Origin of the sequence: Flavimaribacter sediminis (assembly GCF_019492055.1) — a bacterium.
GTDB lineage: Bacteria > Pseudomonadota > Alphaproteobacteria > Rhizobiales > Rhizobiaceae > Flavimaribacter > Flavimaribacter sediminis.
This window is the reverse complement of sequence record NZ_JAICBX010000001.1, coordinates 738222-760137: the sequence shown is the minus strand read 5'-3', so window position 1 is coordinate 760137 and position 21916 is coordinate 738222. Positions and strand designations below refer to the sequence as shown.

Genomic DNA, 21916 nt, shown 5'->3' with positions numbered 1-21916 from the left:
ATGTTCAGGAATGCAGTCAATCTGTTCGAGGTACTTGGTTTCAAAGTCAGGGTGGATCCCAGCTGGCTGCTGATTGCGGCGCTGATCGTCTGGAGCCTGTCGGCGGCCTATTTTCCCGACGCCTTGCCTGGATACTCCCGCTCGGCCTATGTCGTTCTGTCGGTGATAGCGATGCTCGGTCTGTTCGCCTCGCTGATCCTCCATGAATTGTCGCATTCCGTCGTCGCCCGGAGCTTTGGCCTCAGTGTCGGCGGCATAACGCTTTTCGTCTTCGGCGGCGTAGCCGAACTGGAACAGGAGCCGGCGAGCCCGCAATCCGAATTCTGGATCGCAATCGCCGGCCCGATCATGAGCTTTGCGCTCGCCGGCCTGTTCTTTCTCCTGTCACTCTTGGTATCGGGCGGCGAAACAACCTCGTGGCTTCACGCGCTTTTCGCCTATCTCGCCCTGATCAACCTGATACTGGCGGTTTTTAATCTTGCCCCGGCCTTTCCGCTGGACGGCGGCCGCGTGCTGCGCGCCGTCCTGTGGCATTACCGCAAGGATCTGTTTTCGGCGACGCGCATCGCCAGCGCATTCGGCACGGGGTTCGGCGTCTTCCTGATCGCAACCGGCGTTCTGGCCGTGTTTTCAGCCAGTTCGGCGGCCGGCCTGTGGCAGATCCTGATCGGATTCTTCATTCTCAGCGCCTCCCGCGGAAGTTATCGCCAACTTGTCGTCAAGGCGGCCTTGAAGGACAAGACGGTGCGGTCCCTGATGAGCAGCCCCCCGATCGCAGCGCAAATTGACGACACGATCAAGCATACGGTCCAAGAGACGATGATGCCCAAGAAGGTCAGCTTCGTGCCCGTTCTCGAGGGCGACAAGCTTGCCGGCTACGTCGATACGGCCCTCGTCCACGGCGTCGACCGCGAGAAATGGGCGACAACCAGGCTTATCTCGATCGTCGCGCCCGTTTCGGACGAGAACACCGTGTCTCCGGACGCTGCGATGGAAGACCTTTTCCAGCGCATGACGCAAACCGGCCGGCGCAAGATGCTCGTCGTCGAAGACAATCGCCTGGTCGGCGTCATTTCGCTCTCGGACCTGATGTCCTGGCTGGCGATCAGGCAGGAGCTTGGCGGCCTGGAAAGCGGCGTCAGCCCGCGCCGCAGCTGAACGGCGCCGTCAAACCGCCAGCACATCCTCGAAATGCGACGGAAGGTCCTTGACCGGAATCGGCACAAGATCCTTGTCCAGTTCGGACGACACGAGGGTGGCCAGTTCGCCGGGAATTTCCTTGCGCAACGTTCCGAGCATGGAGGGCGGCGCGCACAGAATGAGCCGGTCGAACTTTTTCTTTCGGCAATCCTCCAGAAGATCCTCGACCAATTTCCTGGAAAAATCCGCCTCGTCGCCACCGCCATGGTGGGGCTCCATCTTGTGGCGCCCGGCGCCATGACTGTCAAAGGAGCGCCCGGGCTCGTGGGAGGAGACCGGGCTTGGCTCCCACGACCAGGTCTTGCTCTTCACCCGGTGCAGACCGTGACCAGGCCCGGCGTTTTCCAGGATGTATCCTTCTCGACTGTTGGCGATCAGTATCCAGGTTATCTTCGGTTTCATGATGTCCTTTCTTTGGTCCAAATACGCGACGAAGACCAAACTCTCTTGTTCATGGTATCCTACCCGACAGGCTGATTTGTTGATCAAAATCAAGCTTTCAGCGTCGAAAAGGACTATACTGATAGAGTGGCGCCGCCGCCGCAACGGAGGAAAACATGATCGATACCGAACACTACAGCAAACGCCTGACCGCCCGGCGCGCCGAGTTGGTCGAACGCATGAACCGGATTGAAGATTGGCTCGACGACACGCCAAATCCGGACACGGAGGAGCGTGCGACCGAACGCGAGCAGGATGAGGTTTTCGAAGCCCAGGGCAACGAAGACCAGAAAGAGGTTCGGGCGATCGACGCCGCCCTCCAGCGGATCGAGAATGGAGTGTTCGGAATCTGCATGGAGTGCGGCGAGGAAATTTCGAAGGAACGCCTAGACGCCGTTCCCTACACGACGCGGTGCCGCAACTGCATGACGTGACAACCCGTTCGGGGATGCCTGCTCAGTCGCCGGAAAAAACCGGCAATGAAACCGTGACGCGCGCGCACCCGTTTGCGCCTGAATCAAGCGCGACGCTGACGCCCTGCGCTTCGCAAAGGGTGCGGACGACGGAGAGGCCCAGCCCGGCGCCGCCGGTGTCGCGGCTGCGGGATTGCTCAAGCCGGCTGAAAGGCTCCAGCATGACGTCGCGCTGCTCTTCCGGAATGCCCTCGCCTTCGTCTTCGAAGACAAGACGAACAGTGTCCGCGTCCGCCGTCATGCCGACCCTGGACGCGGTTCCGTATTTCACGCCATTGTCGACCAGATTGGAGAGAATGCGCCGCAGCGCCAGCCGGTCCGCCAGCACCAGCACCTCGTGATCCGTTTGCGGGCGCCAGACAACCGGGATGTCCTTCGCCCGCAAATCGGCGATTTCATCGCCAACCAGCTCATGAATGTCGATCAGTTCCTGCGACAATTCACCGGCTCCCGCGCGCACCGACAGCAACGCGTCGTCGAGCATGGTGATCATGTCCTCGATATCGGCGATCGCGCGGCTGCGCTCGCTCTCTTCCGGAATAAGCTCGACGCGCAGTCTCAGGCGCGTGGCGAAGGTGCGCACGTCGTGCGAGATGCCGCCGACATAGGCCATGCGCGCGCGCAACATGCTCCACAGCCGTTTCTGGAGGCGATTGAACGCATCGGCGACAGCGCGGATTTCCGGGGAATTGCGTCGCACATCCGGCAATTCCACGTAGTCGGAATCGAAATCGATCTGGTCGACCGCCTCGGCGAGCTTCGCCAGCGGTTTCGTCTCGCGAAACATCAGAAAGATCGCGATCACGGCGGCCAGCGTGCCAAGCAGCCCGGCTCCAAGCCCCACCGGCAGGCCGGTCCGCGTCAACGCCAGCACGTTGCGCGTCCTGATCTGCAGCATGTCGCCGTTGCTCAGACCAATCCTGAACTCCATCATGCTGCGCGTTGAAGGATGGTCGCCGAACAGCAGCGAGCGAACCGGATAATAGGACAGAACCCTGATCTCCAGCGGACGCGGACCGAGCGCCGCCTGATAGGGCGCGAGCGTCTCGGCGTCCGTAACGCGTTGCGAATGCGTCTCCGGCGCATCGTCGGGGCTCACAATACTGGGTCGGAAAATCAGATCGGAAGCAGCCTCCAGCAGCAAATCGCGCTGATCCGGCGGCGCCGCCTCAACAAGCCTGACAAGCGCTGCGACGCGTTCCGGCGGCGGAAGATCCGTCTTCAGCCGGTCGCCCTGGTGGATATAGATCGCCGCCGCCATGGTCACCGCCAGCGCCATCAGGCTGATGACGGCGAAGATGGTCAGCCTCGCCATACGTCGAGGCCAGCGCATTACGGAACCCGCGCGACCGGCGACGTCAGCAGATATCCGCCGTTGCGGATCGTCCTGATCAGGTCGGTTCCAGGAGCCGCCGCCCGCAATTTCTTGCGCAGGCGGGAAACCAGCATGTCGACGGACCGGTCGAAGGGTTCAATCTGGCGGCCATGCAGGCGATCGAGGATATGGTCGCGCGACAGCACCCGCCGCGGCCGCAGAATGAAACAGGCGAGCATGTCGAACTCGGCGCTCGTCAGGTCGATCTCGCGCCTGTCGTCGGACAACAGAAGCAGGCGGGCGTCCAGGTCAACCACAAACCGGTCGAAGGCGTAGCGGCGATTGTCGGCCATGGGCAAAACGCCCTGCGCCCTGCGCAACAGCGCCCTGACGCGCGCCAGCAATTCACGCGGGCCGAAGGGTTTGCTGAGATAGTCGTCCGCGCCCATCTCCAGCCCGATCACCCGGTCCACCTCTTCGCTTTTCGCCGTCAGCATGAGGATCGGAACCGTGTTCGTCGTCCTCAGTCGACGGCAGATGGACAGCCCGTCCTCCCCCGGCAGCATCAAGTCAAGAATTACAAGGTCCGGCTGCACGCCCTGCATGACAACGTCCATCGCGGGACCGTCGGAGGCGACCTCCACGCGATACCCTTCATGCTGCATCATCGTGCTGACGAGCCGGCGAATTTCCGGATCGTCCTCTACCAGCAGGATCGTGGCGCTGTCGGCGTTCATGACGCCAGTTAGCAATAAAGCGGGAAACGCCGCAAGCGCAACCGCCATGCTGTTACAATCGGTTACAAGTCACTGACATTAATAGAATAATCGTTTCCGCCCAAAGAAACTTCCAACACAATGCTCGTCGATACTGCACGCCTGATCAACGCACCCCGGCGCAATGCCCTTCAGGAGAACTCGATGAATTACGTTAAAACGCCCCTCCTCGTCCTCTCGTTCGCGCTGCTTTTCGCAGGACAGGCAACCGCGCAAAACCTGACGCCGGAACAACGCAAAATGGCCCGCGCCATGATGAAGACCTGCCAACCCGACTACACAAGATTGTGCAGCGGCGTGGAGTCCGGCGGCGGCCGTGTTCTCGCCTGTATGGAAACCAATCTCGATGCGCTGTCGCCGGACTGCCGGGAAAGCGTTCAGTCGATCCAGGCCAAAAGACAGGGCGGGTCCGACTGAGAGGGTAGAATCAGGGTTTCCAGCGTCTGATCGTCAGCGACCTAGGCGGACCGTCCATCGCCAGGGCCGCGTAGACCGGTCCTTGCGAGAAATCGGCGACCCACCAGCTGCGCTCGCCCTCAAAATGGGGTTCGTATAATGGCTGGAAAGGATCGACGCGGCGCCCCGTTCCCACGAAGAAGCCGTTCAGGTCCATCTGCAATCCGCTTCCAACGGCCTTGACCACAGCTTCCTTGCGCGTCCAGCAGCGGAAGAAGGCTTCCAGTTTGTCGCCGGGCGGTTCGGTTGCGGCGACGCTGGCGGCCTCCTTGGCGTGGAAACTGCCCCTGGCGATGGAATCGGCGTCCGGCATCGGCTTTTCCAGTTCGACGTCGACCCCGATCCGCCGATCGGCGGCAACCGCCAGGACAACGACCTCCTCGCTGTTCGACATGTTGAAATCGATCGCCTGGCCACCAGTCTCGTTCGCCGCAAGCGAGGGGCGGCCGTGTATGGCCGTTTCAAAGCGGATTTTATCGGGATCCATGCCAATGTAATTGCCGAGAATGATCCTGCGCATGATCCGCCCGCGCCTGAAACGCCGCGCATGAACCGGAAAATAGAAACGCTCTGCGCGGGCCTTCTCTTCCATGTCGATGAATGCGAAGTCGTCGGTCCAGCCCGCGTCGTCAAGCGCCGCCACCCAGACATGGATTTCGCCCGGTTCGGGAAGGTCAACGCGCCGCCGACCTGCGATGATCTCGGCCTTGTCGATCGAACCGATGGTTTTCAGCCGCAGAGCCCTCCTCAACCTTTCGCCGAGATAAAGACCGGATGTTCGAGCAATTCGTCGGCCGGTCGGTCGATCACCAGCGCCGTCAGCTTTCTGTCGAAGCCCGCGCCCGTGTCGATGTCAATCCTGTTTGGAAGCACTTCAGGCTCGTCGACCGGCGTGTGTCCGTGCACGACCAGATGGCCGAAATCCTTCCTGGACTTGAGAAAGGGCTCCCGGATCCACAGCAGGTCCTGCTCGCGCTGTTTTTCCAGTTTGACGCCAGGCCGCACCCCGGCGTGCACAAAAAGATAATCGGCGTGAACATAGGTAAGGCGCAGCGACGACAACCAGTCGATCCTGTCCGCGCCGACGCATTGGCGCAGGTGATCGCGGTCGATCCCCTTTTGCCCGATCGGATAGTCGAACGAACCGAGCGTCTCTTCGCCGCCATTGGTGACCCATTGCAGCCAGGCGTCCCGGGCGTCCGTTTCAAGGCAATGCATCATCATCACCTCGTGATTGCCCCTCAGGAACACCGAACTGAAGCCGGGCACCCCCTCGCGCACGCAATCGATGACGCCGCGGCTGGACGGTCCCCGGTCTATGTAATCGCCAATATAGACGAGCCTGCCGCGCCATCCGCCGTAATATCGCCTGTGATATCGCAGGATTTTTCGATGAAGCTCACGGAGCATTTCGAGCTGGCCGTGAATGTCGCCTATCGCATACAGCACCAGGCGCTCTTGATGGTCACCCATATAGCGCCTCACAACTCACACGTCCGGCCTGCCTGCGATCACGCGCGACAGGATGCTGGAGAAGAGGTGAAGATTTGGCTTTCAAACGGGAGTTAATAGAGTGCCGTCGCCTCAAGATCATTCTCTGGACTTTCAATGCCGTCGCCTGCATCAATACGTACCATGCGCCATCGGATGCATTTGGCGCAATGGATTTTCTCCGGCGTTCTAAATATGAATCCGGACTGCTGTGTCAACGTGTGGAGGGGTGCAATGCACAAGAATCAATCTAAGATTGCAATCGTTACCGGAGCGGGATCAGGGATTGGCCGCGCCGCGGCCATCGCTCTGCTCGACAACGGCTATCGCGTGGCGCTGATCGGAAGACGTCTTGCAGCTCTGGAAGAGACCGCTGCAGGCAACCCGGACGCGCTGCCGCTCTCATGCGACGTCACGGATCCGGCGGCGGTGGACGAGGCCTTTTCTCGCGTCAAAAGCGAGTGGGGTCGGCTTGACGTCCTGTTCAATAACGCCGGCATGGGCAAGCCGCCACAGCTGATCGACGACATGCCGCTCGAAGACTGGTACGAAGTGCTGGCCGTCAATCTCACCGGATCGGTCATTTGCGCCCGCGCAGCCTTCGCCATCATGCGCGGACAGTCGCCGCAGGGTGGGCGGATCATCAACAACGGATCGATCTCGGCCTATGTGCCGCGCCCTGGCTCCGTTCCCTATAGCGTCACCAAGCACGGGATCACCGGACTGACGCGCACCCTCTCCCTGGACGGCCGCCCCTTCAACATCGCCTGCGGCCAGATCGACATCGGCAACGCCTCGACCGACATGGTCGACGCCATGCGCAAGGGCATCATCCAGGCCGACGGCTCGACCCGCGTCGAACCGGTGATGGATGTGCAGCAGGTCGCCGACGCCGTCGTCCATATGGCCGGTCTGCCGCTGGAGGCGAATATTCAGTTCATGACCATCATGGCGACCAACATGCCCTTCATCGGGCGCGGATGACTGCTGCTCAGAAGTTCAGCGATATGTCGCGGTGATCGGCCTGGCAGGCTGCGACGAACAGGGCCTGCGCCCGCGTCATGTCCTCCTGCTGACGAATGCCGATCGTCGTCTTCAGTGAATTGACATAGGTCTGCAGACCCGGCCGCAGAGCCGTATTCGCCTCCGTGCGCCACGCCAGCTGCTTATCGTACTCGGCGATTGCGGCCTCGATTTCCTCCGCCGCCTTCGCCTTGTCGATCGAGTTCCCGCGCAAGGCCCGACGCGCGTCCGAAACCGCGGACCGGATATCGTCCGCGCCGCCAATTTCGCCGAACTTGCTCGCCAGTTCGCCAAGCGGATCTTCCATCGCTTCCGGCGCGCTGTCGGCGATACGCTGCGGCATGGCCTTCAATTCGTCTTCCAGTGCAACGAAAGCGTCATAAGCGTCCAGGCTCGCCAGCGCCATCTGCACCGGTTCGAAGGCCTGGCGCGAGGCAAGCTGGTATTGACGCCGCAGCTTGGTTTCACCGTTCACCAGGGCCCGGAACTCGTCAAAGGCCGGCTTCCAGGTCTCCGGGATCTTGCCCTTCAGCGCGTCCCGATCGGCTTTCAGCACTTCGACGCGCCGCTCCAGTCTCGCCTTCCGCTCCGCCTGGCTCGGATCGCGCAACCGCCTGATCTGTGTTTCCAGATCTTCGATATTGCCGTCAATGCCGCGAATATCGCGCTCGATGCCACGCACCTCTATATGCAGCGGCTTGTAGTCGCCGCTTTCCCGCTCGACGGTCGCGGCGGCCTCGTTCGCCTCGTCCAGAGAGGCGATCGCCACTTCCACCTTGTCGAAACTGTCCTCGATGGATTTCGCCATGCGCTGCGGCAGAATGCTCCAGTCGAGTTTGCGCGCCGTATCCACGCTTTGAAGTATTTCGCCGCGGCGACCCGCCAGTTCTTCCGTGACGTAGTTGTCGACACAGTAGGTCAGGCGCGGATTGCGCGGCGGCGGCGCGGTGTCCGAAAGCAGCGAAACGCGTCCAGGCAGATAGTTCACCAGTTGCGGCGTCATGCCGACGATGACAAGCGCAACCAGCTGGATGCCGATAAACGGGATAACCCCCTTGTAGATCTGCAGCGTCTTGACCGCGGCCGGCGCCACGCCGCGCAGATAGAATAGGGCGAAGCCGAAGGGCGGCGTCAGGAAGGAGGTCTGTATATTGAGGCCGATCATCACGCCCAGCCACACCGCCGTGACGTTGGCGGACGGATCGGCGAGCAGGATCGGCGCCACGATCGGCACGACGACGACGGCGATCTCGATGAAATCGAGGAAGAAGCCAAGAACGAAGATCACCGCCATGACGATGACGAACTTGGTCCAGAAGCCGCCGGGCAGGCCTTCCAGGAAGTCTCGGACGAGATGCTCGCCGCCAAAGGCGCGGAACGCCGCCGTAAGGATCGCCGCGCCCAGCAGAATGATGAAGACGAGTGACGTCGTCTTTGCCGTTTCGATCATCACGCTTTGCAGCGTGTTTTCAATCTTGAGCGCGCGCCATCCGCTCCATATCAGGGCGACGATGAGACCGATCACGGCCACGATGGCGAAACGAACGCCCCAGACGCTCGCCGTGCTGCTTTTGATATTGGTGTCGAAATTCGCAAGCACAAAGCCGATGACGGCGAGACAGATCAGCGCCAGTATCGCCGGGTAGTAGGCGTCGCGGTGGCCGTCGCGCAAACGGTAGCCGGCCATGATCAGCGCGCCTCCGGCGCCGATCGCGCCGGCCTGGTTCACGGTGGCGACGCCCGCGATGATCGATCCGAGCACCAGGAAGATCAGCGCCAGCGGCGGCGTCAGGGTCATCAGAACCTTCAGCGCAAAGCGGAAATCATACTTGCCGTCGTAATGCACCGGCGGCGCAAGCTTCGGCCGGATCATTGCGACGATCAGGATGAACGCCATGTACAGGCCGACAAGCACCAGGCCCGGCAGCACGGCGCCGAGGAACATTTCTCCGGCGCTGGTCGATCCGACGTCGAAGATCGACGGCATGGTCAGTTCGCCGGTCGAAGCCTTGTGAAGGGCCTTGCGCGCGGTGCCGGCCTGGTCGGCGGCGCTCGACAGCTGGTCCGCGAGGATGATCAGCACGATGGAGGGCGGGATGATCTGGCCCAGCGTGCCCGACGCGGCGATCGTGCCGGTGGCCAGCGGCGTGGAATAGTTGTTGCGCATCATGGCGGGCAGCGAAATCAGTCCCATCGCCACCACGGTCGCGCCGACGATGCCGGTGGTCGCAGCCAGCAACGCGCCCACGAAAACAACCGAAATGCCGAGGCCGCCCGGTATCGGTCCGAACAGCTGCGCCATCGTGATCAGCAGATCTTCCGCGATCTTCGAGCGCTGCAGCATGATGCCCATGAATATGAACAACGGAATCGCTATCAGCGTGTCGCGTTCAGGTTCCCAGTAGACCCCGCGCAAATTGGTCACGCCCGCGCTCAGCCATTCCGATGGCCCGCCCTGCCCGAAAAACGCATCGACATTGCCGAAGAAGAGCAGGCCGCAGCCGGCGGCGATCAGGATCGTGATGATCGAGGAGCCGGGCAACGCAAAGGCGACCGGATAGCCGGAACCAAGCGCAATCGCCATCAGGACGACGAGGAGAAGGAGAAAATAGAGTTCCATGATCCGCCCCTACTGCCCCATGCTTTCGCCGGGCTGATACTTGCCCGGTTCGCCGCGATAGTCGGCGATGGCGTCCATCAGATAGGCGACGAACTGGATCATCATGGAAATGGCGAAGACGCCGAGGAAGCCGGCCATCATGTATTTCACATACATGCCGAAACCGGACTGGGTCACTTCGAAGTTCAGCATCGGGCTGTTGATGATGGAGCTCTTCTGCCCCATGCCGACGATCAGGATCGTCCAGCAGAAGGTCAGTCCCATCAGCAAGGTGCACACGGCGTTGACCACGGCCTTCGTTTTGTCGGTGAAGGCGGCGTAGAACACGTCGACGCGCACATGCCCTTCCTCGAGAAGCGTATAGGCGCTGGCGAAGAGGAACAGCGCGCCGTACCAGAAGCGCACGAGATCGGCCATGAAGGCCTGTTCGTAGGAAAAGATGAAGCGCAGGAACACGATCGCCAGTTCCGCGGCCACGATCAGCAGGGCCAGCCACTGAAAGCCGAGGGTCCGCGTGAACATCGCCAGGATCACGCCGACGCCGATCAACGGCAGATGGACATAGACCCCGCGAAATTTCGAACGGCCAAGATCCTGCGCGACATCCGCGCTCACGAAGGTTTCAAGCAGCCCCTCGACCCTGAGGAAAGACAGCGTCATGTCGGCGACGCCTACAATCAACACGCACCAGAAAGCGGCGCGAATGAAAAAGGTGTTGATGGCCGTCACCCGGGCTGCGTCCTGTCGCAGGCTGGTGGCCGAACTCCGCGCGACGTAGAAAATCGCCAGGATCACTGCGAGCGGATAAAGCAGCGTCTGCAGCAGGCCCATTGCGCCGGCGTCGCCATGGAAAACGGCGTTCGCTCCCGGCCATCCGCCAGCGAAAGTCAGGAAATTGTTGACGAGGTACGCCAGCATGACGGCCAGGATCGACCATCCAAACCAGCGCACGACATTCGGAAACGACATCGCTGCCGTCGGTTGGCCCGATTGCCAATTGGACATGTCTTCCCCCGAAGAGCTTCCCGCTTATGGCTGTTTGGGGCTTTTTCGGCGCCGCCTGCTTTTTTTGCAGGCTTGTCGCCGCCCCTTTTCACAGCCGTTCTGTTGCGGCAAGGCGAATGACCGCCTTGCCGCTATTTCGTGGATCGATGGCGATCAGCGACCGATAACCCGGTTACGCTTCTGCACGTAGGCCATGTCGGACAGAGCCGTCCAGGCGCCGATCTCGTCACGCTTTTCGAGAACCGAATCGTAGATCCGCTTCGAAAGGTCGTCGTAGTCGCGCGCTTCCTCGATGACTTCCGCCGACGCCGAACCGAACGCGTCGTAAACGTCGTCGTTGAACTCGCGCAGCTCAACGCCGTGATCGTTGATCAGACGGTTCAGATAGGCGCCGTTATTGGCGTTGGTTTCGGAAAGCGTCAGGTTGTTTTCTTCCGTACAAGCGGCCTTGATGATTTCCTGTTCGGTCTTCGGAAGGCTGTTGAACCAGCTCTTGTTCAGACCCATGGCCAGCATCGAGCCCGGCTCGTGCATGCCCGGCCAGTAATAGTACTTGGCCGCTTCATAAAACTTCATGAAGTAGTCGTTGTACGGGCCAACCCATTCCGTTGCGTCGATCGCGCCGGACACCAGGTTTTCATAGATCTGGCCGCCTGGTAGAGACACCGGAGACGCGCCGAGCTTGGCCATGACGTCGCCGCCGAGGCCCGGAATGCGCATCTTCAGACCTTTCAGGTCGTCAGGCGAATTGATTTCCTTGTTGAACCAGCCGCCCATCTGGACGCCGGTGTTGCCGGCTGCGAAGTTCTGCAGTCCGAACTGGTCTGCGAGTTCGTCCCACAGTTCCTGTCCGCCGCCGAATTTCGTCCAGGCGTCGATTTCGGTGCTGGTCATGCCGAACGGAATAGCCGTGAACGGCACCCAGCCGGGGTGCTTGCCCTTCCAGTAATAATCGGCGCCGATATAGGCCTGCGCATTGCCGGACGCGACTTCGTCGAAAGCGTCAAAGGCTCCGACGCGCTCGCCGGCTGCATAATATTGCACGTCGAGACGGCCGTCCGTCAGTTCGGCGATACGAGCCGCCAGGCGCTGGGCGGGAAGCCCGAGACCCGGAAAGTCGCGCGGCCAGGTCGAGACGATAACCATCTCGGTGGTGGACTGTGCGACCGCCGGAGCGGCAAGCGTTGTCGCGGCGCCCGCAAGCGCTGCGCTTTTAAGAAAAGTACGTCGTTCCATTAATATCCTCCCATACGGTGATGACACGACCAAAGTTCCCTTCTCGGTCGTTGAGGCTCCTTATGAACTTTATCCTCCAAAGTCCAGAGCGCCCGATTCCAATCAAACACCAACTTTAGTGTAAGGTCTAGCTGGAAAGACAGGTGTTCCCAAGGGCTCTGGTCGGGCGCGGGCGTGCTCAATGCGCCTGCACGAACCGGTGTAAGGTCGCGCGCCTTATCCCTTGCGCGTCCAGGGCTTGACGGCTGGAGCGTCAGCCGACTTCTCGCGCACATGGGAATCAATCAAACGCGCAAACGCCCTTCTCATTATTGCGTTGTGCTTTTTGGAGTAACCCAGCGTCGCGACAAAACTCCAGTGCGCATGCATCATCGAGACGAAAAGAAAGGAAAGCTCCTCGCAGGCGGCCGAGCCCAGTTGCGGATGCCCGATAGCCAGTTCCTGTTCGATAACCTGGCCGAGTGTTTTATAGGACTCGCACAGGCGATCCCTCAGCGTCCCGGATCCGACGGCGAAGGCGAAAAACGCGTCATAGACCTCGAGGTTGTCGGGCATCGGATGCTCCTCGGACATGCCGAAGAAGTAGTCGAGAAAGAAATCAAGCCTTTCGACCTGACCAAATTTCACGATGCCCGCCACCAGCGCTTCCTGGTAGGCTTTTGCCAGGTGGTCGCAGAGATCGATGATCAATTCGTCCAGGCTTGCATAATAATACCGGACCAGTTGGCGGGACAGACCGGCTTCATTGGCGACGGCGTCGAAAGAGAAAGCCTGAAGGCCCTGCGTCCTGAGCAGCTTCGTCGTCGCGGCCAGTATCCGTGTTTTCTTGTCGCCGGGCCCGGCGTTCATCGTCGTATCATCGCTCATGCGCATGCTCCCGCATAGTTCGCGCATGGATCTTCTGCTGTATTTTCAATTCCCGCCTCCCCACCAGCGTGAAATATACCGAAGTGAACGTTCACTCTCTTCTGTCCCGGAAATTTCCGTCGACCGTTACTGAACCTGTATACTGTCATGGGTAACATTGGACGTGCGACCCCGCCTTTCGAATATCAGATTTTTCGCCAGTACCGACGCGGCTCAATTTGTCTTTTCAAATTGAAAACGAACGGACAGGAACAAGGCTCCACAGGAATTCGTAAATCATTACATTTTATACTTTATTTTCTACGCGTAAACTTTTTCCGGCGCCCATTTTTTCATAATGAAAACATGTGCATCGATTGACGTTTCAGCGCCTGCTCCAATACGATTCCATACGAATCGAAGCGCGCCAAATCCGGGAAATTTCGAGCGCAGACTGCAGGCGTGGTCGCCAGTTTCATAGACGCGAATACGCCTGAGCTGCGCGATCGTCTGGTCAAGGCGAGCCTCGGTGTCGAATGCCGAAGCAATCAACATGACCACCTGTCGGGGGACCGGGAAATGATCATCAATGCGGGATGCGTACAAGCAGGCGGAAACGTCCGGGCGATCGCCTGGGCCGGCGTTTCGATCTTCACACTGGCCGCGGCAATAGGCGCGGCGCCGTCGCCGGCGCTCGCCGCCTGTGACGCGACTGCGCCGCAAACGGGCGATACGGTGACCTGCGGCGCCGGATCTCCGAACCCGGAATCCGACCCGATCATAGCGCCCGACGCTAAAGGCGTGACCATCAATTTCGGGGAAGACGCCGAACTTCGGACCCTGGGCAGTCCCTCCGTCCAACTCGGCGGCGGCGCCTATATCTACATGCGGCCTGGAAGTCTGATCGCCGATCACAACAGAATCGCCGGTCCGTCGCCGTCGGACGCCACGATTGACCTCGGTCTTACCAGCAACGACGCGCTGCAAACCGCAATCCACGAGACGACCGCCAAGGTAACCGTCAACAAGGCGAAAATGGCGGACCGGGCCATGAACGCGATCACCGATTTTATCGTGAGTTCGGTGATCGTTCCTCCGCCGCCGGCATCGGGGGAAGTCGACGGTGTAAACCGCGTCGATGTCGGCGGCGGCAGGATCATCTCGGACGGCGCGGCGGCGATCCGCTCCGTCGAGAACAGCGCGCTCAGTGTTTCGATTTCCGACGGTGGATCTGTCGAAACCATCAGGACGAACGCGCCCGCCATCCTGCTCGACGGCACAGGTTCGCTCGCCGTCGAACTCGACAACGGCGCCATCGTCGCCCATCGCAGAGGCTCTCCCGCCATCAGCGCCGCAAGTGGCGATTCCGCGCTGGACGTGCTGATGTACGACGACGCGCGCATCCATACAGTCGGAGACAATTCCCCCGCAATCATGGGCCCGGGCGCGAACAGCGTCTTCAATTTCGAAGCCGACGGATCGGGGGCGACGGAAGGCCGGCCGATGATCGCGACCTACGGCGACAATTCCGCCGGCATCCTCATGCATGGCGCGGGCGGCTCCACGGCCACGGTGCAGTTCGACGACATCAGTTCCAGCAACGGACCGGGTCTGCAGACGAGCGGCGACAACTCAGCGCTTGTCGACATGGATCTCGGCGACACCTCGAGCCTGAACGTTGCGGGCGCGAACACCAGCTTCGGCACGCGCGGAGACGGATCGGGCGTGTTCGACCTCTCGGTCGGCGACAGCAGCGACCTGCTTCTCCTCCTGCAGAATTCCACACTGATATCGAAAGGCGACGACGCTGCGCTGCTCGATGTCACGCGCGGCTCGTCGTCGATCCTGAACGCCGTCGTCCTCGACAGCGCGTTCCAGACCTCCGGCGATGGGTCAGGCGGTCTCGTATTTCATGTCGACGGCGGCGATACGTCAACGGACAACTATTACCTCGATGGCGTGACGATCTATACCCGGGGCCACGACGCCCCGGCCTTCTATGTGGAAGACGGCGGCGACTCCTCGCTGCGCACCGTAGCAATTATCGACAGCACCTTCGAAACGCAGGGCAGCGGCAGTCCGGCTGTCACTGTCGGCGGCATGGGCGAGAGCTCGGCCAGTGAACTGACGGTAACGGATACGTCCATAGCAACACAGGGCGACAGCTCCGACGGCTTGTTCTTCGGCGGCGCTGGCGCCTCGTCTGCAGTTACCGCAAATTTGACCAATGTCGATATTTCGACGGTTGGCGACGACTCCGCCGCCGCAACCCTCCTCGGTGTGGCGAATGACAGCAGCGTCGCTGTTTTCAGCGTGGTTGACTCAACGCTCACCACCGAAGGCGACAATTCCGTTGGTCTTCTCGCCGTCCCGCTGTCCGGTTCGACCGGTAACAGCACCGGCGTCATTTCTCTGGAAAACCTGACTGTCTCGACACTGGGCGCCGGCTCGACCGGCGTCATTATCGGCGACGCCAGCCTCTATGACGGGCCGCTGCCAACCGTGCCGGACACCACGGTCGATTACGATCTGAACAATGTCACGGTCTCTACAGATGGCAACGACGCCGACGGCGTGGTCGTCTATGGGCTCGGCGCGGGCGGCCCCAATATGGAAGCCTCCGTCAGCTTCGAGAATGTGGCAGCGAACACGACAGGCGACAATTCCCGCGGTATCGTGGTGCACAGCCCTGGCGGTCCGATGACAGCGACATTGTCGTTCGCCGACCTCACCCCGCAATCCGGCCCGGCCCTGAGCACCGAAGGCGACAACGCGACGCTGATCGACGTCGATCTCGGTGACGAGTCCAGTATAAACCTGTCGGCGGAGAACACGAGCTTCGGCACGCACGGCGACAATTCCGAAGTCGTCAGTCTGCATGTCGGTGACTCCAGCGATGTCCTGTTCTTCGCCGAAGGTGCATCGTTTGCCTCGGAGGGCGACGAAGCGACGCTCCTGGAGATCAGGCGCGGTTCGAACTCCATCATGAATGTAACTGCCCTCAACACGACGTTCGAAACCGTCGGCGACGGATCGGGTGGGCTCGTTTTTCGGGTAAACGAAGGAGACATGTCAACCGATACCCATTTTCTCGACAACGTGACGATCGAGACACAGGGCAACGATGCACCGGCATTCTATCTGGAAGACGGCGGCAATTCCTCCGTTCGCGTTACGCAGTTCTTTAACAGCAGCATTTCCACAAGTGGCGCAAACAGCGGTGGCGTACACATAGGTGAACTCGGCCAAGACTCTGCCATTGAAGTGGCTATCGGGGATATGACAACTTTTACACAAGGCGACAACTCGACAGGCATCTTCGTTGGCGGCTCGGGAGGAGATTCGGTCAAATCCCTCGTCATATTCAATCTCACAGTTTCCACGTTCGGCAATGATTCCAGCGCCCTGATTTCACTGGGCGTCGATAACGATATGAGCCTTTCCGGAATCGAGATCATCGACTCCACGTTCACCACCGAAGGCGACAACTCGGTGGGCCTGCTCGCCGTCCCGCTCTCCGGCGCCACGGGCGGCAGCACCGGCGTCGTGTCTCTGGAAAACCTGACTGTCTCGACACTGGGCGCCGGCTCGACCGGCGTCATCATTGGCGACGCCAGCCTCTATGACGGGCCGGTTCCGACCGTACCGGACACCACGGTCAATTACGATCTGAACAATGTCACGGTCTCTACGACAGGCAACGACGCCGACGGCGTGGTCGTCTATGGGCTCGGCGCGGGCGGACCCAACACGGAAGCCTCCGTCAGCTTCGAGAATGTGGCTGCGAACACGACAGGCGACAATTCCCGCGGCATCGTGGTGCACAGCCCTGGCGGTCCGATGACAGCGACCTTGTCGTTCGCCGACCTCACCCCGCAATCCGGCCCTGCCCTGAGCACCGAAGGCGACAACGCGACGCTGATCGACGTCGATCTCGGTGACGAGTCCAGCATAAACTTGTCGGCGGAGAACACGAGCTTTGGCACGCACGGCGACAGTTCCGAAGTCGTCAGTCTGCATGTCGGTGACTCCAGCGATGTCCTGTTCTTCGCCGAGGGCACGTCGTTTGCCTCGGGAGGCGACGACGCCACGCTGCTCGATGTCACGCGCGGCTCGTCGTCGATCCTGAACGCCGTCGTTCTCGACAGCGCGTTCCAGGCCTCCGGCGACGGCTCGGGCGGTCTCGTCTTTCAGGTCGATGACGGTGAAACGTCGTCCGATAGCTATTTCCTCGAAAACGTAACAATCAATACCCAAGGCGACGATGCGCCGGCGCTCCACGTCGAAGACGGCGGCTTCGATTCGGTGCGCACCGTCGATCTCTTCGACAGCAACCTTACGACGCAGGGAAACAACAGCGCCGGTTTGTATATAGGCAGTCTGGGCGCTTTATCCGCCTCCAGTTTTACTCTAAACGCAACGACCATCGCCACACATGGCGACGACTCGCCGGGGCTCTTTCATGGTGGGGTTGAGTCGGGCTCAACGTCGCTCGAACTGTCAAACCTCGACATTTCCACCGTGGGCGACAACTCCAACGCGGCGACGCATATCGGCGTCAGGGCCGACAACAGCATTGCGGCTTTCGATGCATTGAATTTGACCTTGAGCACCCAAGGGGACAATTCGGCCGGTCTGATGATTGTTCCGGTTTTGGCCGGATTGTCGCCTTCAGCAACAAGCGGCAGCACTTTTGTCAGCAGTCTGACAAGTGTTTCGGTTTCCACATCGGGCTCGGGATCGGCCGGCGTCATCCTCGGCGACGCAGGTTTTTATGGCGTATCGCCATCGACCGCGTCAAATTCCACCTTCACGAATGATATGGATTTCGTTTCGGTTGAAACCACAGGAGATGACGCCGACGGCGTCATCATCCACGGGCTCGGCGTCGACTCCACCGACATTTCGTCAAACTTGCTGCTGGACAATATGGATGTCACGACATCGGGCGACCGATCGCGCGGCATCGTCGTCAATTTCGGCAGCCAGGTCGAAGGCAGTGATTCTCTCACGATCCTGGATGAGATCGAGATCACGACCACCGGCGACGAGGCGCACGGCCTCGTGCTTGGCGAAGGGCTGGGTACGGAACTCCCCGGCGTGGACATGGACAATACGCTCGCCATCGGCGATGTTTCCGTATCCACGGAAGGCATGAACGCCCACGCTCTCGTCATCGGCAAGAACACGACGCTGACGCTCGATGGCGTCGCCAATCAAGGCGCGACGACGGCAAACCACACCATCGTCAACGGGTTCATCAATTCCTTCGACAATCTGGTCGCCACCGGCGAAGGCGGTCGCGCCGTCCACAATGAGGGCATTCTCTACGGAACCTTCACCGTCAGCGACCCGGTCGTCGGCAATCTCTCCAACAACGGCCTGATCGAGAGCGCCGACGGCGCAGTCGGCGTTGCGGTCCAGTACACCGGCGCGACCGACGACATCTTCGAACTGCAGCCGATGGGCGTCGTCATCGGCTCGGTCGAGGCGGGCGACGGCGAGGACCGGTTCCTCCTCGGCGGCGAAGGCGAACAGACCTTCGATGTGGCGCTGATTGGAACCCAGTACAACGATTTCGAGATCTTCGGTAAGGAAGACGCCTCGGTCTGGACGCTCACCGGAACCAACGCCGTCGCCGGTCCCTTCACGGTCGCCGGCGGCACGCTGGTCAACAACGCGATGCTCGCCAACATGGCGATGACCGTCGGCCCCGACGGCCGGCTGGAAGGCGATGGCACGGTCGGCGGGCTGGTGATCGACGGAACAGTCGCGCCCGGCAATTCGGTCGGCGTGATCAATGTTGCGGGCGACGTCGTCTTCAACGCCGGGTCGGTCTACGAGGTCGAGATCGCGGCGCCCGACGAGGCCGACCTGATTGCGGCCACGGGAACGGCCACCATCAACGGCGGCGCGCTTGACATCGTGGCGCTCGATTCCGAGGCAAGCTATGCCGACGGCGAGACCTACCGCATCGTCGAGGCCGAGGCCGGCGTCATCCGCAATGCCGATTTCCTCTACAACCAGCCCTTCTCGCTGATCCGCGCCGATGTGCTCTACGGCGCCGATTATGTCGACCTGATGCTGGTCGCCGACATTCCGTTCACCAGCCTTGCGAACACCTACAACCAGTTCCAGGCGGCAAGCGGACTTCAGAACATGGCGCAGACAGGCGACGCCCTGACCGTCTTCAACGAAATCGTGAAGCTGTCGCTGGCGCCGAACGGCGTGGAAGCGGTGCGCCAGGCCTTCGATGTTTCTTCCGGCGAGATCCACGCCTCCGCGCAGCATGTCATCAATCAGACCTTCTCGCAGTTCAGCCGCCTGCTGCGTCAGCAGGGCGCGGCCGGCGTCATGAACACCGGGCTCACCGACACGATGACGGCGACACACGGCTTCGGCAAGGACGCATCGGCAAACGCCTCCGCAGGCCAGGCCTGGCTTGCGCCGCTCGGCGGCGGCGGATCGATCGACAGCGACGGAAACGCCGCTACGCTCGACTGGTGGTCGGCCGGCATCGCCGGCGGCTACGAGAACTCGCTGGACGTTGCGCGGGGCCAGGCCTTCGCCGGCTTCGGCCTCGGGTATACCAGGAGCAGCGCGACGGTGGACGCGCGTCTGTCGTCCATGGAGGCGGACAACTTCCAGATCGGCGTCTACGGCGGATGGGCGAACGGCCCGTGGAGCCTTTCCGGCTCGCTCGCCTATCTCGGCAGCAGCGTGTCGACGACACGGCAAATTGCCTTCGGCGACATCAACCGCAGGGCCGAAACCGACTACTGGACGAACACATTCGGCTTTTCCGGCGAGGCCGCCTACGGCTTCGCCATCGCCGCCGGCACGACGCTGTCGCCGATTGCAACGGTCGACGCCGGCTGGTCCGGACATGGCGACTTCTCCGAAACCGGCGCGGGCGCGCTTAATCTGACGGGCCTCTCGGAAAGCTGGACGCAGTTCGACATTGGCCTCGGTCTCGCGCTGCAGCACACGATGCCCACCGGCGCCGGAGACGTGACCTTCGAGGTGCGCGCGCTCTGGGAATACGCCTTCGCCGACGTCGTGCCCACACAGACCATGGTGTTCGAGGGCAGCCCGACAGCATTCTCGGTCCTCGGCCCCGATGCCGGACGCAACCGGTTCCGGCTCGGCGCGGGCGTCGCCGTTCCCGTCAGCGACAGTTTCAAGGTGCGGGCGAACTATGACGGGCTGTTCAACAGCGAACAGCAGAACCATGCGGCCAGCATCAGCCTGAACCTGGCGTTTTGAGACCGCCTCAGCGAAGCAGGAGATGCCTGTCTCTGCGTTGCCGGATGATCTTCACCGGCTGGAGTTCCGCGTTCTGCCGGAGTGAGCATGATCCCGTTCGTTAAGGGCGTGTCTGCCAATTCTCCCCTGCCCTCATGGCGAACCTGCAGGACAGTGGCAGTCACTCCTCCTTCAAGCGCCTCGTCAACGACGCATCGGGGATCGCGACGCTTTCCGCCAACCGGCTCGACCGCCCTTTCGAAACTCAATATGTAACGTCGTTCACCAGAATATGAACCGCACAGGCCTGGGCGTCGTTCGCCTTGTTGCCGCCCATGATCTGGGCGAGCCCGACGCGCGCGCCCGTGATCTGCCGGCGCCCTGCCATGCAGCGCAGTTGCGCCGCGAGTTCGTGGATCTGGGCGAGGCCCGAGGCGCCGGGCGGATGACCGCGGGCCAGCAACCCGCCGCTCGGATTGACGACGATGCTGCCGCCGAGACTGGTGGCGCCGCTCTCGATCAGGGCGCCGCCGTCGCCGGGCGCGCAGAGCCCCAGCGTCTCGCAGTGAATGATTTCCGAAATCGTGAAGGCGTCATGCACCTCGATGACGTCCAGGTCTTCAACGCCGAGACCGGCGTCCTCGTAGGCCTGGTTCACGCAGCGTTTTTCGCTGTCCCAACAGGTCATGTCGCGCAGCGGCTCGTAGTCTCCGGACACAAGCACCGACGCCGCAATACGCAAGGCGTCGTTGTCGCTGCGGCTTAGCCACTCCTTCGAACAGACGATCGCCGCTGCGGCGCCGTCGCTGTTTGGACAGCACGACAGCAAGGTCAGCGGCTCTGCAATCATGGGAGAGGCAAGCACCGTTTCCAGACTGACCGGCTTGTTGAACTGCGCCAGCGGATTGAGCATGCCGTTGTCGTGATTCTTGACCGACACCCGGGCGAGCTGCGCGGGCGTCGTGCCGTAGCTTTCCATGTGCCGCCGGGCAATCAGTGCAAAGGTGCCCGGAAAGATGTCACCGAGTTGGGCCTCGAACTGCGTCGTGCCCGCTTTCAGAACCGTGCCCTTCGGCATGACGGCCTTGTCCACGCCAAACGCCAGAACGACGTCGTGAATGCCCCAGGCGACGTCGCGCCATGCAAGATGCAGCGCCGTGGCGCCTGTCGCACAGGCGTTCTCGACATTGACCACGGGAATGCCTCTGACGCCAAGCTCCATGAGAACCGATTGGCCAAGGCCGGTTTCGCCGTGAACGAGCGCCGCCATGGCGCTGCCGCAGTAGGCAGCCTGAACATCGCGGGGCGCAACGCCAGCATCTTCAAGAGCGCCTGTGACGGCCTCGCAGCCGAGATCGGTCATAGTCCTCGTCTCGTGGCGACCGAAAGCCGTCATCCCCACGCCCGATACATATGCTTTGCGACCGGGCTCAGACATCGTCGACACGTCTTGTTGGTGTGAAAGCGTAGCTCAGCACGCCGGGCGTCTCGCGCGCCGGCGATTCAACGAATATCAGCGAAACGGAGAGGCTGGGCTTCCAGACGGTTTCGCTGTCGGCGACAAGCGGCGCAAAGATGCGTGTCCCGTCGGCCGGCAGGTTTATGTAGCCATAGGCATAGGGCGGCTTATGACCGAGCGCCGAAGGCACGTGCACCACAGTCCAGGTGTAGAGAAAGCCCTCCGTCGACAATCTGTGAGGCAGCATCCTCGTTCCGGACGGGCAGTCTCCGCATTGTCGGCGGGCCGGGAAACAGACCTTGCCGCATCGCTGGCAACGCCCGCCCGACA

At 61.3% G+C, this 21916-nt stretch carries 16 protein-coding genes; 5 read left to right on the top strand and 11 right to left on the bottom strand.

The window, feature by feature from the left end; translation table 11 throughout:
* Window positions 1-1158, top strand: coding sequence for a site-2 protease family protein (locus tag K1W69_RS03590; protein ID WP_220226960.1), 1158 nt, complete (start codon window positions 1-3; stop codon window positions 1156-1158).
* A gap of 9 nt (window positions 1159-1167) precedes the next feature.
* On the opposite strand, the gene K1W69_RS03585 is transcribed toward K1W69_RS03590, so the two are convergent.
* Window positions 1168-1602: a host attachment protein gene (locus K1W69_RS03585; RefSeq protein ID WP_220226959.1), complete on the bottom strand. Its 435-nt coding sequence runs from the start codon at window positions 1600-1602 to the stop codon at window positions 1168-1170.
* 155 nt (window positions 1603-1757) lie between these two features.
* Between K1W69_RS03585 and K1W69_RS03580 the strand changes: the two genes are divergently transcribed.
* Window positions 1758-2075: a TraR/DksA family transcriptional regulator gene (locus tag K1W69_RS03580; RefSeq protein ID WP_220226958.1), complete on the top strand. Its 318-nt coding sequence runs from the start codon at window positions 1758-1760 to the stop codon at window positions 2073-2075.
* Window positions 2076-2097: 22 nt separating this feature from the next.
* Here the strand turns inward: K1W69_RS03580 and K1W69_RS03575 are convergent, their stop codons facing one another.
* The gene (locus tag K1W69_RS03575; protein WP_220226957.1) at window positions 2098-3429 is read right to left on the bottom strand and encodes a sensor histidine kinase; all 1332 of its coding nucleotides are present in this window, start codon (window positions 3427-3429) and stop codon (window positions 2098-2100) included.
* Window positions 3430-3446: 17 nt separating this feature from the next.
* Complete coding sequence (locus K1W69_RS03570) at window positions 3447-4166, bottom strand: response regulator (RefSeq protein ID WP_220227815.1); 720 nt, start codon at window positions 4164-4166, stop codon at window positions 3447-3449.
* A gap of 183 nt (window positions 4167-4349) precedes the next feature.
* Here K1W69_RS03570 and K1W69_RS03565 point away from each other — a divergent pair, with 183 nt between their 5' ends.
* Window positions 4350-4622: a cysteine rich repeat-containing protein gene (locus K1W69_RS03565; RefSeq protein ID WP_220226956.1), complete on the top strand. Its 273-nt coding sequence runs from the start codon at window positions 4350-4352 to the stop codon at window positions 4620-4622.
* Window positions 4623-4632: 10 nt separating this feature from the next.
* On the opposite strand, the gene K1W69_RS03560 is transcribed toward K1W69_RS03565, so the two are convergent.
* Window positions 4633-5412 carry a 4'-phosphopantetheinyl transferase family protein gene (locus K1W69_RS03560; protein ID WP_220226955.1) on the bottom strand — a complete coding sequence of 260 codons (780 nt, stop codon included), beginning with the start codon at window positions 5410-5412 and terminating at the stop codon, window positions 4633-4635.
* Window positions 5409-6134 (bottom strand): metallophosphoesterase family protein, encoded by a 726-nt coding sequence (locus tag K1W69_RS03555; RefSeq protein ID WP_220226954.1) that lies wholly within the window; start codon window positions 6132-6134, stop codon window positions 5409-5411. Before K1W69_RS03555 ends, K1W69_RS03560 begins: the two co-directional genes overlap by 4 nt.
* A gap of 252 nt (window positions 6135-6386) precedes the next feature.
* Here K1W69_RS03555 and K1W69_RS03550 point away from each other — a divergent pair, with 252 nt between their 5' ends.
* Window positions 6387-7136 carry an SDR family oxidoreductase gene (locus tag K1W69_RS03550; RefSeq protein ID WP_220226953.1) on the top strand — a complete coding sequence of 250 codons (750 nt, stop codon included), beginning with the start codon at window positions 6387-6389 and terminating at the stop codon, window positions 7134-7136.
* Window positions 7137-7143: 7 nt separating this feature from the next.
* Here K1W69_RS03550 and K1W69_RS03545 read toward each other — a convergent pair whose 3' ends face one another.
* The 4 genes from K1W69_RS03545 to K1W69_RS03530 all read right to left on the bottom strand — a co-directional run bounded on the left by K1W69_RS03545 (window position 7144) and on the right by K1W69_RS03530 (window position 12903).
* Complete coding sequence (locus K1W69_RS03545; protein ID WP_220226952.1) at window positions 7144-9795, bottom strand: TRAP transporter large permease subunit; 2652 nt, start codon at window positions 9793-9795, stop codon at window positions 7144-7146.
* Between the two features lie 9 nt (window positions 9796-9804).
* Window positions 9805-10800, bottom strand: coding sequence for a TRAP transporter small permease subunit (locus tag K1W69_RS03540; RefSeq protein WP_220226951.1), 996 nt, complete (start codon window positions 10798-10800; stop codon window positions 9805-9807).
* A 153-nt stretch (window positions 10801-10953) separates the two neighbouring features.
* Window positions 10954-12036, bottom strand: a complete 1083-nt coding sequence (locus K1W69_RS03535; RefSeq protein ID WP_220226950.1) for a TRAP transporter substrate-binding protein — start codon at window positions 12034-12036, stop codon at window positions 10954-10956.
* 216 nt (window positions 12037-12252) lie between these two features.
* Window positions 12253-12903 carry a TetR/AcrR family transcriptional regulator gene (locus tag K1W69_RS03530; protein ID WP_220226949.1) on the bottom strand — a complete coding sequence of 217 codons (651 nt, stop codon included), beginning with the start codon at window positions 12901-12903 and terminating at the stop codon, window positions 12253-12255.
* A gap of 441 nt (window positions 12904-13344) precedes the next feature.
* On the opposite strand from K1W69_RS03530, the gene K1W69_RS03525 reads away from it, so the two are divergent.
* Complete coding sequence (locus K1W69_RS03525; RefSeq protein WP_220226948.1) at window positions 13345-20148, top strand: autotransporter domain-containing protein; 6804 nt, start codon at window positions 13345-13347, stop codon at window positions 20146-20148.
* 244 nt (window positions 20149-20392) lie between these two features.
* On the opposite strand, the gene K1W69_RS03520 is transcribed toward K1W69_RS03525, so the two are convergent.
* Both K1W69_RS03520 and K1W69_RS03515 read right to left on the bottom strand, forming a co-directional pair.
* Window positions 20393-21523 (bottom strand): thiolase family protein, encoded by a 1131-nt coding sequence (locus K1W69_RS03520; protein WP_220226947.1) that lies wholly within the window; start codon window positions 21521-21523, stop codon window positions 20393-20395.
* Window positions 21524-21557: 34 nt separating this feature from the next.
* Window positions 21558-21833, bottom strand: coding sequence for an OB-fold domain-containing protein (locus K1W69_RS03515; RefSeq protein WP_220226946.1), 276 nt, complete (start codon window positions 21831-21833; stop codon window positions 21558-21560).
* Window positions 21834-21916 lie beyond the last annotated feature (83 nt).